Annotated in this window: 14 protein-coding genes; 10 read left to right on the forward strand and 4 right to left on the reverse strand. The window is 52.7% G+C overall.

Annotation, left to right across the window (positions count from 1 at the left end; genetic code table 11):
* Window positions 1-570 precede the first annotated feature (570 nt).
* On the reverse strand, window positions 571-1,281 hold the full coding sequence (locus ABGA49_RS06005; RefSeq protein ID WP_347665290.1) for a response regulator: 711 nt from the start codon (window positions 1,279-1,281) through the stop codon (window positions 571-573).
* Window positions 1,282-2,272: 991 nt separating this feature from the next.
* A complete protein-coding gene (locus ABGA49_RS06010; RefSeq protein ID WP_088238011.1) occupies window positions 2,273-2,797 on the reverse strand; it encodes a lipocalin family protein in 525 nt (174 codons plus the stop codon).
* Between the two features lie 117 nt (window positions 2,798-2,914).
* Between ABGA49_RS06010 and ABGA49_RS06015 the strand changes: the two genes are divergently transcribed.
* From ABGA49_RS06015 to ABGA49_RS06060, 10 genes are all read left to right on the forward strand, one after another.
* Window positions 2,915-3,643 (forward strand): MerR family transcriptional regulator, encoded by a 729-nt coding sequence (locus tag ABGA49_RS06015; protein WP_061494211.1) that lies wholly within the window; start codon window positions 2,915-2,917, stop codon window positions 3,641-3,643.
* 223 nt (window positions 3,644-3,866) lie between these two features.
* Window positions 3,867-4,301, forward strand: a complete 435-nt coding sequence (locus ABGA49_RS06020) for a nuclear transport factor 2 family protein (RefSeq protein WP_061494212.1) — start codon at window positions 3,867-3,869, stop codon at window positions 4,299-4,301.
* On the forward strand, window positions 4,298-5,017 hold the full coding sequence (locus ABGA49_RS06025; protein ID WP_134317963.1) for an SDR family NAD(P)-dependent oxidoreductase: 720 nt from the start codon (window positions 4,298-4,300) through the stop codon (window positions 5,015-5,017). Before ABGA49_RS06020 ends, ABGA49_RS06025 begins: the two co-directional genes overlap by 4 nt.
* Window positions 5,014-6,273: an FAD-dependent oxidoreductase gene (locus ABGA49_RS06030; RefSeq protein ID WP_347665291.1), complete on the forward strand. Its 1,260-nt coding sequence runs from the start codon at window positions 5,014-5,016 to the stop codon at window positions 6,271-6,273. Before ABGA49_RS06025 ends, ABGA49_RS06030 begins: the two co-directional genes overlap by 4 nt.
* A 1-nt stretch (window position 6,274) precedes the next feature.
* The gene (locus ABGA49_RS06035; RefSeq protein WP_061494215.1) at window positions 6,275-6,994 is read left to right on the forward strand and encodes a DUF1365 domain-containing protein; all 720 of its coding nucleotides are present in this window, start codon (window positions 6,275-6,277) and stop codon (window positions 6,992-6,994) included.
* Window positions 6,991-8,211 carry a cyclopropane-fatty-acyl-phospholipid synthase family protein gene (locus ABGA49_RS06040; RefSeq protein WP_347665292.1) on the forward strand — a complete coding sequence of 407 codons (1,221 nt, stop codon included), beginning with the start codon at window positions 6,991-6,993 and terminating at the stop codon, window positions 8,209-8,211. The genes ABGA49_RS06035 and ABGA49_RS06040 overlap by 4 nt, the downstream gene beginning before the upstream one ends.
* Entirely contained in the window at window positions 8,208-8,693 is a 486-nt protein-coding gene (locus tag ABGA49_RS06045) for a DUF2878 domain-containing protein (protein ID WP_061494217.1), read from the forward strand. The genes ABGA49_RS06040 and ABGA49_RS06045 overlap by 4 nt, the downstream gene beginning before the upstream one ends.
* Window positions 8,690-9,217 carry a hypothetical protein gene (locus tag ABGA49_RS06050; protein WP_061494218.1) on the forward strand — a complete coding sequence of 176 codons (528 nt, stop codon included), beginning with the start codon at window positions 8,690-8,692 and terminating at the stop codon, window positions 9,215-9,217. Before ABGA49_RS06045 ends, ABGA49_RS06050 begins: the two co-directional genes overlap by 4 nt.
* Window positions 9,214-9,744, forward strand: coding sequence for a DUF3833 domain-containing protein (locus ABGA49_RS06055; RefSeq protein ID WP_061494219.1), 531 nt, complete (start codon window positions 9,214-9,216; stop codon window positions 9,742-9,744). Before ABGA49_RS06050 ends, ABGA49_RS06055 begins: the two co-directional genes overlap by 4 nt.
* A gap of 12 nt (window positions 9,745-9,756) precedes the next feature.
* Window positions 9,757-10,716: a DUF523 and DUF1722 domain-containing protein gene (locus ABGA49_RS06060; RefSeq protein ID WP_061494220.1), complete on the forward strand. Its 960-nt coding sequence runs from the start codon at window positions 9,757-9,759 to the stop codon at window positions 10,714-10,716.
* A 110-nt stretch (window positions 10,717-10,826) separates the two neighbouring features.
* Here the strand turns inward: ABGA49_RS06060 and ABGA49_RS06065 are convergent, their stop codons facing one another.
* Window positions 10,827-11,351 (reverse strand): DUF6622 family protein, encoded by a 525-nt coding sequence (locus tag ABGA49_RS06065; protein ID WP_347665293.1) that lies wholly within the window; start codon window positions 11,349-11,351, stop codon window positions 10,827-10,829.
* A 98-nt stretch (window positions 11,352-11,449) separates the two neighbouring features.
* A complete protein-coding gene (locus tag ABGA49_RS06070) occupies window positions 11,450-11,944 on the reverse strand; it encodes a helix-turn-helix domain-containing protein (RefSeq protein ID WP_088238002.1) in 495 nt (164 codons plus the stop codon).
* Window positions 11,945-12,302 lie beyond the last annotated feature (358 nt).

Consider the following 12,302-nt stretch of genomic DNA (forward strand, 5'->3'; position numbering starts at 1 on the left):
GTGGCTATATTTCATTGCTGAGTTATATAATTATAAATGCACTTACTCCTTTGACTATAACACCAGCTCATTGAGTTCTATATTTTTGCTGCTTGCTTATTATGCGTATTCGATAATCCGTTTGAGTATTTTACCAAAAATTACTCTTGCTATATTGTCATCTCATTTTCATGCTCACGAACCACACTCAAATTGATGATGTATTATAAGTAATCCTCATTATGATTATTCATTTTAATATCTCAGCTTTGCAGAGTGTGTATGCCAAAAAGCAAATAGAGTATCCTTTAATTGAGTTTGCTACTGAAGTTAGCACTAAACCGAAGCCTTAAAATTGTATCAGTGCTTTTCATGAATGCGGTGTTTCAATATAAAAAGAAGCAGCGCCACATTTGGACGTGATGAATTTTTCGCTGCCCAGCTTTTCATATTAGATGCTCATTTTTGGCCTTTTATCATGTTCTTTACATGTTATCTTGGCTATTTCCGGAGTTATGCTGTGCGGGAATTTTCGAGTAAGATCATAACTGTTTTCCTTAAACTCAGCGTATCCGGCATCCATAAGCATGTTCAGTTGTTTGCTGAGTCCTTTAGCCACTTCTTTTCACCCAGACGGTAGCCAAAACCACGGACGCTTTTCAATAAATTCGCTGCTCCGGCTTCCTCAAGCTTTCTGCGCAGTTTACTGATATGACTGTCAACAGTGCGGGGTAGCGTGTTGCCTTTCAACATACAAGTCTCTATCAATTCATCACGGCTATAAACACGCTCCGGCTCACGGACGAATTGCGTTAAAAGACGAAATTCGGTCATTGTTAGCCATTGAGCAATCTCCAGATTTGTCGGGCGTATCCTCACCCGATGTCTGGCGAGATTTATCTCGATTGAGCGACTGGATAAAATGACGTGCTGCTCATTATCGTGTGTTGTGCGGCGCAGGATAGCCTCTGTGCGTACCACGACTTCTGCAAGGTTGAAGGGTTTCACAATGTGCTCATTCGCACTGGTACCGAGTGACGAAAGCTTGTCAATATAATCGTCGTCGTCCGTTAGCATTATTATTGGCGTGTTCTCACTCTGACGTAATGCAGTTAATACTTGCCAGCCGGGCATGCGGACATCGAGAATAACTAACTGGGGTTGTGTCATGCGAAAACGGTCAAGTGCAATTACACCATTTTCAGCATGCTCCACACAAAATTGTGCTTTTTCCAGATATGCCTTAAGAACAGCAGCGATTTCATCATCATCTTCGACTAGTAGGATCCTTTGTTTGTTCATTATTTTTCCTTTAAAAAGCAAGCCAACGGGAACCTGGCGTGCCGATAATTAAGCCCCAAGAAATTGCCGCCAGCCAGATTATAAGACGTATGGCATTGTCGATTTGGTCAGTAAGCTAGTGGATATTGGTTGATTTTTTTAAGTCAGTATTATTGCTACCGGTATACAGGAGAAGAATCGTAGTTTTGTCTTTATTATTGTTAAATCCAATCAGCATGTATTGGCAGCCAGGAAATAGAACGAATCGAGTTTCGTTTCGTGGAAACATCTGCACTCTCTCCTTTCAAATGATTTGACTCCGAAAGTTAACAAATGAAAGTGGAGGCGGTGTCGAGGTTATGTTGCGATTGTGTGGAGAGGTGAAAATAGCCCGTTAATTGTATAGGTCAAACGCTTGGTTGCGTAAATTACCAGAACAGATACCTTATTTATGTATATCCATTTGCTTTTAAATTGCGCGATAATTAATATCGGTTAATCTATCTATACATTCAGTGCCAGTGCAGTCGACATAGAGATACTCTTTGTAGCGGTTAATAAAACTGGCCACTGTGTTAAGGTTTTCCAGTGGCTTTTTTCCGATGTATTTGGTGGTAACCCACCGTATTATTTATACGCCCGGAGAACGCTGTAATACCCAATGATGTGGTCAGTTATTTCGCGGGTTGCGTCGCTTAAACTAATGTAACCAATCACTGGTACCCGCTCATTTTCCCGTCGTCTGAAGTAGCGTTTCATTAGATTCTTGTCCTGGCAGTTTCCTGGATGACTGATAATTTATCTGCTCCGGTATAACCTCTGTCCAGGCAGCCAATTCAGTGTGCTGCTTCATAGCGAATCAAATCATGTCGTCACATTGGTAGAAACAACAGCGAGCTTCCGCTTCTCGCGCAGAGCGGGCATGACTTGCCTCCTGACGAGTCATTTCAGACCAGAATCGTGAGTATTAAAAAGCACGGCGTCTCTGCCAACACTGCTTTTGCACACAGCGTTACTGATTTACCCACACCAGTTGATCGACCCTGAAGCCCAGACTTCGCGCAGTGTTGAGGTAATCGCGTTTTACCGCTTCCGGAAGGGTTGGTGTGCGTGACAGGATCCACAGATAGTCGCGGTTAGGGCCGCTGACCAGCGCATACTGGTAATCATCATCCAGTTTGATCACGTTATAGCCGCCGTAAAACGGGCCAAAGAACGACACTTTCAGCGCGGCTGTGGTGGACGTGCCGGTGAAGTAGGCTTTTCCTTCGCTCTCACGCCATATTTTCTTCACCGGATCGTACCCGCGATTAAGCACGCTAATGCCGCCATCACGACGCTTGCCGTAAGTAGCGGTCACTTGTTCAAGGCCGCGTTCGAAGCGGTTTTCCAGACGGGCGATTTCATACCATTTTCCCAGATAGCGACGGGCATCAAACCCTGTAATGGGCTGAACGCCTTGCGGCGGTGTTGGGGATTTGCAGGCAACCAGCGTCAGGGCGATAGCAACGCCGGTCACCACAGGCCATAGCTTCATGAGAACTCCTTTCATTTGCACAGTTGGGCGTAAAGTGTAGCGCAAGCAGGGCGCACTTCATCCAGACCGGAAATATTCGTAGTATATTGAGAGTATTCTTTGTTATCAGGCGTACCCATGTCTTACTCCATCGGTGAATTTGCCCAGCTTTGCGGGATTAACGCAACCACGCTACGCGCCTGGCAGCGTCGTTACGGCCTGCTCAAACCGCTGCGCACAGAGGGAGGCCATCGGCTGTACAGCGATGATGATGTTCAGCAGGCGCTCAAAATCCTCGACTGGGTGAAAAAAGGGGTGCCAGTCAGCCAGGTGAAACCCCTGCTGGCACGGCCCGGTGCGCGCAGAACAAACAACTGGCTCACCCTGCAAGAGAGCATGTTACAGCGGCTGAAAGAGGGCAAAATCGAGTCCCTGCGCCAGCTGATCTACGACTCAGGCCGCGAATATCCTCGCCCGGAACTGGTCACGGAAGTCTTGCGCCCATTGCGCAGTAAAGTCTCGGCTAACATTCCAGCCATGATGACCCTGCGTGAAGTGCTCGACGGCATCATCATCTCCTACACCTCGTTTTGCCTTGAAGGGGATAAAAAAGCGCCGGGGGATAATTACCTGATCACCGGCTGGCACCTTACCGACCCGTGTGAAATCTGGCTTGAAGCACTCACCCGTACCGGGCAGGGCCACCGCATTGACGTGCTTCCTGTTCCGCCTGCCACGCTTGCGCCTGAAATCTTCCCGGAACGAAAATGGCTGCTGGTCACTACCGGCAAACTCACCGCTGCGCGCAAAAAGCAGATTGAACTCTGGCAGCAGCAGGTTGTTTCCCTGGACGTCATCCCTCTCTGATTCCGTTTCCCCACGCGGCACCTGTTTCCCACTCAACCTTCGTGTGAGCGGAAGACGGCTGTGTGCGTAAAAGAAGCAAAACAACTGCACAAGGAAACAATAAATAACTTATTGATAATTATTACATATAAAAAATATTTTCACCAAAAATTGGACAAATAAAAGTAATTGTGTAAGTTTAAATTATGCGATTACTCTGTTGTTCTGAACCCTGGTGAAACTCATGAGCACACTCTCCTCCGTCATCAACCGGTTTGTTGAGTACTACGCCGGGCTGGATAACCAGCCCCCTTCGGCGCTGACGACGCTCTATCACCCGGACGCTCAACTCATCGATCCCTTTGGTGAGCATCGGGGACTGGTTGCGATCCAGCGGTATTTCACACGGCTGCTGGTTAATGTGCAGCACTGCCGCTTTTCCATCGACGTTCCGGTCTGCGAGGGGCAGCGTTATGCCGTCAGTTGGACGATGCACTGGTCACATCCACGCATTTCCGCCGGGAAGGCGCTTGCGCTTGGTGGGTGCTCCATGGTGGAGGTGCAGGACAACCTGATTATTCGCCAGCGTGATTACTACGATGCGGGGGAGATGATCTACGAACATCTTCCTTTGCTGAGCTGGGCCATTCGTGGCGTGAAAAGGAGGGTACGCTCATGATGACCGTCCTCATCACGGGTGCCAGCTCTGGCATCGGGGAAGGGCTGGCAAAATCCTGGGCCGATGATGGCCATAGCGTCATTGCGTGCGGACGGGATCCACTGCGACTGGAAGCACTCCATCAGTACAGCCCGAATATCACGGTACGCCTGTTCGACATGACCGATCCGCAGGCCTGTCGCCAGGCGCTGGCGCAATGTTATGCCGATCTGGTCATTCTCTGCGCGGGTACGTGTGAATATTTCAATCACGGCGTGGTGGATGCTGCATTGGTGGAACGGGTGCTGACTACCAACGTGCTGGGACCAGTAAACTGCCTGGCTGCGCTACAAGAACAGCTCGTTGCCGGAAACCACGTGGTGCTGGTCAGTTCAATGGCGCACTGGTTGCCCTTTCCCCGGGCCGAAGCATACGGTGCATCTAAAGCTGCGCTGACCTGGTTTGCTAACAGCCTGCGACTGGACTGGGAACCCAAAGGGATAACCGTCACGGTTGTCTCACCTGGGTTTGTGGACACCCCGCTGACCCGCAAAAATGATTTCGCCATGCCTGGCCAGGTAAGCGTCAATGATGCTGTGAAAGCCATCCGTCGCGGCCTGGCGAAAGGGAAAAATCACATCGCTTTTCCGACCGGGTTCAGCCTGCTCCTGCGCCTGCTGGCGGGGCTACCTGAATGTTTCCAGCGCGTGTTGCTGCGCAGGATGGTGCGCTCATGAACATTGCCATTATCGGAAGCGGTATTGCCGGGCTGACCTGTGCCTGGCGCCTGGCCGGGCATCATCGTGTCACGATTTTTGAAGCAGAACCGACAGTGGGAGGGCATACCGCGACGGTGGATGTCTCCACACCGCAGGGTACGTATGCCATTGATACCGGGTTTATCGTTTATAACGATCGCACTTATCCGCGCTTTATGGACCTGCTCAGCGAACTGGGCATCAATGGGCAAAAAACGCAGATGAGCTTCTCGGTTCATAACCCACAGAGTGGCCTGGAATATAACGGGCATACGCTCCTCTCGCTGTTTGCGCAGCGTCGCAATCTCGTTAACCCGGCATTTTGGGGACTGCTGAACGCGATCGTGCGTTTTAATCGGCTGGCAAAACAGGCGCTGCGATCAGGTGTGGACGAGAATGCCACCTTGCAAAGCTTCCTTGAACAGCACCATTTCAGCCACTTTTTTGCGCGCCACTACATTTTGCCGATGGGGGCTGCCATCTGGTCATCGTCGCTGCAAGAGATGCGTCGCTTCCCGCTACCGCTGTTTTTGCGCTTTTTTGAGCACCACGGTTTACTGGATATTGCCGATCGCCCGCAATGGTATGTGGTGCCAGGCGGCTCACGTGAGTATATCCGCGCCTTGCTGGCGCAACTGGGCGACCGCCTGACGTTACATCTAAACACGCCGGTGCAGCAGGTCTTGCGCCATGATGACGGCGTTACGATCCGGCTTGATGCGTCAGAGCAGCGCTTCGACCAGGTGATCTTCGCCTGCCACTCGGCACAGGCACTGGCGATGCTGGTCGATCCTGCACCTGCCGAGCGTGAAGTGTTGGGCGCTATTGGCTGGCAGCGCAATGAGGTGGTCTTGCACAGCGACCCGCGCTGGCTGCCGGTACGTGAGCGCGCCTGGGCAAGCTGGAACTATCGTCTGAGCGAACGGGATCAGGATCGTGCCTGTGTCACTTACAACATGAATATCTTACAAGGTCTGCCTGAAGGCAGCCCCTTGTTCTGTGTCACCCTCAATCCGGACTCGCCGGTCGACGCGCGCTATGTCTGGCAGCGCTTTGTCTATGAGCACCCACTCTTTAACCCCCAAAGCTGGCGGGCTCAGGCGCGTCGCGGTGAGATTAACGGTCACCGACGGAGCTGGTATTGCGGGGCGTACTGGTATAACGGTTTTCACGAAGATGGCGTGCGCAGCGCACTGGATGTGGTGAAAGGAATAGCTGTCGGGGAGGGCAACTGAGATGAACAGCTGCCTGTATCAGGGCGTTTTACGCCATCGTCGACTCCAGCCGAAAACGCACCAGTTTTGCTATCGCGTTTTTATGGCATGGCTCGATCTGGATGAGCTCGATTTGCTCCCAGCCGTGGGGATCCGCCGTAACCGGTTTGCCGCTGCAGCTTTCTGCGATGCGGATTACCCGTTGGGCGTACCGCTTAAAGAAAATGTCCTTAACCAGCTGGAAAGCCTGACCGGGGAACGCCCGGATGGCCGCGTCATGTTGCTGACTCAACTGCGTTACGTTGGGTTCCACTTTAATCCGGTCAATTTTTACTACTGCTATGACCATACGGACACCCTGCGTTGGGTCGTGGCGGAAGTGCGCAACACCCCGTGGAACGAGCGTCACTACTACGCCGTCGATGACAAGGCGAGTCCACTGGAAAAAGCGTTTCACGTCTCCCCCTTTAACCCGATGGACATGATCTACCACTGGCGCTTCAACAGCCCTGGCAATGTACTGCGCATGCACATCGAGAATCACCAACAGTCAAAAGTGTTTGACGCCACGTTGCTGCTGAACCGCGAGCCGCTGACGCGCACAAACCTGACGTCTCTCTTGATTCGCATTCCGTTGATGACGCTGAAAACGGTCTTCGCCATTTACTGGCAGGCGCTACGGCTATGGCTTAAGCGTGTGCCGCTCTATAACCACCCCGTTAGCAGGAGTGAACGCCCATGACCGATCCCGCCTTTGCGCTTGAACCCGAACTTTCGCGCAACGTCCGCATCGCGCGATGGGTGCTCTTCCGCCTGCTAAGTGGTATTCGTCAAGGCTCGCTCACGGTGCGGGATGGGGCGCAGACCTTTCATTTTGGTGATGCGTCGGCTGCGTTGCGCGCCGATGTGCAGATCCTTGTGCCAGGGGTTTACTGGCGTCTGCTCACGGGTGGAAGTCTTGCCGCCGCTGAAGCCTGGATAGATGGCGAATGGCAGACGAATCAGCTCACGGCGTTATTGCAGATCCTGGTACTCAACAGCAAGGTGCTGGGGCGCCTGGAAAGCGGTTTTCAGCTGTTTGGCAGACCCATTGAGCGACTGCGGCACTGGACGCGGCGCAACCACCGCAAGCAGGCGCGGGAGAATATCGCCGCTCACTACGATCTGGGCAATGCGTTTTACGCGCAATTTCTGGATGCAGACCTGCTTTACTCCAGCGCGCTGTTTACCGCAGAGGATCAGGATCTCGCGCAGGCCCAGCAGGCAAAAATGGCTCGTCTGTGCGAACAACTGGCGTTAACAGCCAGCGATCACCTGCTGGAAATTGGTACCGGATGGGGGGCGATGGCGGAATATGCTGCCTGTCACTATGGCTGCCGCGTCACCACTACCACGCTGTCACAGGAGCAGTACGCTTGGGCAACCGCACGCATTGCCCGTGCAGGGTTGCAGGATCGTGTCGAGGTGCTGTTGTGCGATTACCGTGATTTGACGGGCGAGTTCGACAAACTGGTCTCTGTCGAGATGATTGAAGCCGTGGGAAAACGTTATCTACCTGCGTTCTTCCGCACCTGCCAGGCACGGTTACGTCCGGGTGGGAAAATGGCGATTCAGGCCATCACCATTCAGGATCAACGTTACCGTGACTACAGCAAAAGCGTTGATTTTATCCAGCGCTATATCTTCCCCGGCGGCTTTTTACCGAGCATCACCGCGATGAGTGAGTTGATGACGCGGCACACCGATTTTGTTGTCCGCAACCTGTTCGACATGGGGCCAGATTATGCCCGTACGCTGGCACACTGGCGGCAACGTTTTCTCAATGGCTGGCCCGATATCGAAAAATTAGGGTTTGATGACCACTTCCGCCGTATGTGGCTCTACTACTTCGGCTACTGCGAAGCCGGGTTTAACGCACGTACGATCAGCGTGGTGCAATTGACGGCGGAGCGGGTATGAAACGTTATGTGCAGGTTTTTCTGCTGACTGTCGCGTTCGATCTCTACTGGACGCTGGTCGTGCTGTTTCGTGAACGCGGCCTGTATCTGTGGCTTGCCCTCGCGATCCTCGCCTGCATGATGTTATCGCCTGCACACCGTCTTCATGCTTTGTTGCTCGCCGTTGCGGGGTGTGGACTCGACACGTTATGGGCGTGGACGGGGCTTATTCACTTTGATGGCGATGCGCTGCTACCGCTATGGATGGCGGCGCTGTGGCTGATGTTTGCCACCGTCTGGACACGCCTGACCTGCACCACGACGCTGCCGGGGGTACTACTGATGTTGCTGGCGACCCTTGGTGGTCCGGTCGCGTATGTGATCGGCGAACGTCTGGGTGCCATCACCTTTCTGCAACCGACCTTCATCGTGGTGAGTTGGATGGCCTCCGGCTGGCTCGTGATCATGCTGTTTTTCCATCTTTTTATGGGGAAGCGATCATGAGAACCTCGTTACTGGCGTTGTTATGGATGACGCTGGTGGCCCCGGCGGTCAGTGCCGCCGACTGGTTTAACTGGCAAAAAGTCGGTGATGCGACGCTCTATTGGGGGCCTTTTACCGTCTACACTTCCCGGTTGCTCACACCGGATGGCCGCTATCACGGGCCGGAACAAGAGCAGGCCCTGATTATCACCTACCAGCGTGACATCGATCGCAATGCGCTGGTCGATGCTACCCGTGAACAGTGGCAGGCGCAGGGGATTCTGGAGCATCAGCCACAAAGCGGGGCCTGGTTGCGAATGCTGCGTGCCCTTTGGCCTGACGTCACACCGGGCGCTGAACTGGCCTTTGTGCTTAGCGATAAGCAGGGGCAGTTCTGGTATCGCGCATCTGCGGCGCAAAAAGGCTTTACCCCGCTTGGCGAGCGCCAGTCCGAAGCGTTCAGTCGCTGCTTTCTGGCCATCTGGCTCGATTCCCGTACGCAATACCCACAACTGCGTAACCAGTTGATCGGAGGTGAAAAATGAAACGCATCCTGACACTTGGCCTGGCGCTGCTGATGCTGCTGACAGGCTGTAGCACGGAAGTTGATGACTACCGACAGCAGCAACCTTCGCTGGATATTTTTCGTTATTTCGCCGGGAAAACCGAGGCGTGGGGGATGGTGCAGGATCGCAGCGGTAAGCAGTTGCGTCGCTTCCACGTGGAGATCGACGGCAACGCGGTTGGCGAGACGCTGACGCTGAATGAGCGCTTCGTCTATGACGATGGCGAAAAGCAGCAGCGCGTGTGGCACATCCGCCGCACGGCAGATGGCCGCTACGAAGGTACGGCAAGCGACATTGACGGTATCGCAACCGGCAAGGCGGCAGGCAATGCCTTTCACTGGCGCTATAGCATGAACGTAAAAGCCAATGGCAGCACCTGGCTGCTTCATTTTGATGACTGGATGTATCTGCAGGACGGCACACATCTTTTTAATAAAACCAGGATGAAGAAATTCGGCATTACCGTTGCAACGGTCACGCTGTTCTTCACCCGACAAGCGCAGTAAGAGGAGATCGCCATGAACACGCAACCTGTTATTGGGATCAGCGGCTGTTTAACCGGCTCTGCTGTTCGGTTTGACGGTGGCCATAAACGCATGGGCTTTGTGATGGACGGCCTCGGGCAATGGGTGGCTTTCCAGCCTGTCTGCCCGGAAATGGCCATCGGTCTGCCTGTGCCTCGCCCGGCATTGCGCCTGGTTCAGACCAGCGACGGCGATTTCCGGATGCGCTTCAGCCATGCGCCACACGATGATGTGACGGAAAAAATGGCCGCATTTACCGACACGTATCTCCCCCGGTTGGGCGCGCTGTCGGGCTTTATCGTCTGCGCCAAGTCGCCAAGTTGCGGCATGGAGCGCGTGCGTCTGTACGATGAAAAGGGCAATCGCGGGCGTAAAGAGGGGGTAGGGCTGTTTACCCGCGCGCTACTCGAAGCGTACCCGTGGTTACCGGTCGAAGAAGATGGTCGCCTGCACGATCCGGTGCTGCGGGAAAACTTTGTGGAGCGTGTTTTTGCGCTCCATGAACTTAACACCCTGCGGGCTAACGGCCTGACCCGCCGCGCGTTGCTGGACTTCCACAGCCGCTACAAACTTCAACTGCTGGCTCACCATCAGGCGGGCTACCGCAAGATTGGGCCGTTTGTTGCCTCATTGCACGAGTGGGAAGACCTGGACGCCTTCTTTGTGGCGTACCGTGAAAAGCTGATGGCGATCCTGAAAAAAACCGCCTCGCGGGAAAACCACACCAATGTGCTGATGCACATTCAGGGGTACTTCCGTGAACATCTGAACAGCCGACAGCGGGGCGAACTGCGCGACGTGATCCTTCATTATCGCAACGGGTTGCTGCCTATCCTGGCGCCGTTGACGCTACTGAAACACTACCTGGGTGAGTACCCGGATCGCTATCTGTTGCAACAGAACTACTTTGCCCCCTATCCGGAAGATTTAGGTCTGCGGCTGGCAGTGAACTGAACAGACATCATAAGAAGGCCCCCATGACCCTGACAGGGGCTCGCGATGTTCCACTTTTAGACGACACCTCACTGTCGTCTTTTTTTGCGTGTTGCGCCACAGCCCGAGGGTTAAATTGGCGTGTGTTTGCGCAGGCGCTCTTTTTTATACCACGGCATAAATACCCTTAGCGTTCCTCCCCAGAAAATACCGTCGACAAGCCCCGTCAGTAATCCGAAGAGAAGACTAAACGACTGCGCTTCACGTAATTCGGGATGAAGATAAATAGTTGCAGTCAATATATATTTGAGGCCAAATGCAATGATGATTAACCCCAAGGTTAACGGTGTTCCGGCGCGAATAATGAGCCCCGGCGTATCAGAATATTTGAGCGGCGGTTGTGAGCGCCATATTAGATACCCAACAGCAATGCCTACCAGTGCGCCAATTATCATCATGAACAAACTCAGCTCAGGATGAAATATTTCATGCGTAATGCCATATATTCCCCAGAGCAGGAAAAACACCGGAAGAAAGAACAATCTGCCCGGCCGCATTTCTCTGTCGAAGAGGGCGTTAATACCGCGATGAAGCAGGTAAATAAAAAGGATCCACACCCAGGCAGGCGTGTTTTGGATATACGGGAAAAAAGACATGTTTTCACCTCGTCGATTAGGCGTGACTGTTTCCGGGCTATAAAAATAACCCGGCTATGCAAATAAAAATGAATTAATCAGCCATTATTCACTGCTGATTATTTTTCCCGGCCTGAAAGGTCGTTCTTTTCTCGCAGCAGGCGCTGAACTCTTTTTTGCTGCCACGTGGCGATGCGATCTTTTAAGACAAAGATCCTCAGGGCGCGAAAGGCAATAAGCGAACCCCATATGAATGTCACCACCACAGACCAGTAGCTCCCTGGCGAGGAGAGATAATTGACCACCATCAGCACGCTGCAGACAAACAGGGCAATAATGAGTGCACGATAAAAACGCGTTTCCTGTTCAACGCGGAGCCTGGCCTCACTGATACGCGTATCCAGCGTTTCCTCCGCCTGTGTCATGTTTCCGGACAGTTCAGAAACGTTGACATTAAATACGGAGGCCAGTGCGCTGAGCGTTTCCAGCCCGGGTTTATGCCCATTTTCTATACGTTGCACTGTTCGTACTGAAAGAGAGGCCAGCTCAGCCAGTTGCTCTTGTGACCAGGCATTTCTGAGCCGGTACTCTTTCACCTTTTCACCCATGTCCATTGATACTTCCCGCTGATTGTTGACAGAGACATATTCGCACATCTGCCCCTCAACGAACACGACAGACAGGCGACACGACCCTGACAAGGGGGCGACAGCACGCTTAAGTGCTGGTATGACTGCGGGTGTACTCTGGAATAAAAGTCACACGTTGATCAAAAGCGAGGCATTCTGGTACCTCGTGTCCGGCGTGCCAGTCCACCCCTGAAAAGGAAGAAAGTGTGGGCGATTCGGTCCGTTTCAGCATGCTGTTGAAATCCCTCAGAACATTTTCCGGGTACTTCCGGAGCAGACATTGTCATGAAGATTTGTGATTTGAATTGCAAAAAAATGTTAAGTTTTCGGTTTTGTGCATAAA

It is taken from the genome of Kosakonia sp. WA-90, assembly GCF_039871955.1.
Lineage (GTDB): Bacteria > Pseudomonadota > Gammaproteobacteria > Enterobacterales > Enterobacteriaceae > Kosakonia > Kosakonia oryzendophytica.

Coding starts and splice junctions, on each gene's coding strand:
- ABGA49_RS06005 (WP_347665290.1), bottom strand. CDS start 1,281: ATGAACAAACAAAGGATCCTACTAGTCGAAGATGATGATGAAATCGCT.
- ABGA49_RS06010 (WP_088238011.1), bottom strand. CDS start 2,797: ATGAAGCTATGGCCTGTGGTGACCGGCGTTGCTATCGCCCTGACGCTG.
- ABGA49_RS06015 (WP_061494211.1), top strand. CDS start 2,915: ATGTCTTACTCCATCGGTGAATTTGCCCAGCTTTGCGGGATTAACGCA.
- ABGA49_RS06020 (WP_061494212.1), top strand. CDS start 3,867: ATGAGCACACTCTCCTCCGTCATCAACCGGTTTGTTGAGTACTACGCC.
- ABGA49_RS06025 (WP_134317963.1), top strand. CDS start 4,298: ATGATGACCGTCCTCATCACGGGTGCCAGCTCTGGCATCGGGGAAGGG.
- ABGA49_RS06030 (WP_347665291.1), top strand. CDS start 5,014: ATGAACATTGCCATTATCGGAAGCGGTATTGCCGGGCTGACCTGTGCC.
- ABGA49_RS06035 (WP_061494215.1), top strand. CDS start 6,275: ATGAACAGCTGCCTGTATCAGGGCGTTTTACGCCATCGTCGACTCCAG.
- ABGA49_RS06040 (WP_347665292.1), top strand. CDS start 6,991: ATGACCGATCCCGCCTTTGCGCTTGAACCCGAACTTTCGCGCAACGTC.
- ABGA49_RS06045 (WP_061494217.1), top strand. CDS start 8,208: ATGAAACGTTATGTGCAGGTTTTTCTGCTGACTGTCGCGTTCGATCTC.
- ABGA49_RS06050 (WP_061494218.1), top strand. CDS start 8,690: ATGAGAACCTCGTTACTGGCGTTGTTATGGATGACGCTGGTGGCCCCG.
- ABGA49_RS06055 (WP_061494219.1), top strand. CDS start 9,214: ATGAAACGCATCCTGACACTTGGCCTGGCGCTGCTGATGCTGCTGACA.
- ABGA49_RS06060 (WP_061494220.1), top strand. CDS start 9,757: ATGAACACGCAACCTGTTATTGGGATCAGCGGCTGTTTAACCGGCTCT.
- ABGA49_RS06065 (WP_347665293.1), bottom strand. CDS start 11,351: ATGTCTTTTTTCCCGTATATCCAAAACACGCCTGCCTGGGTGTGGATC.
- ABGA49_RS06070 (WP_088238002.1), bottom strand. CDS start 11,944: ATGGACATGGGTGAAAAGGTGAAAGAGTACCGGCTCAGAAATGCCTGG.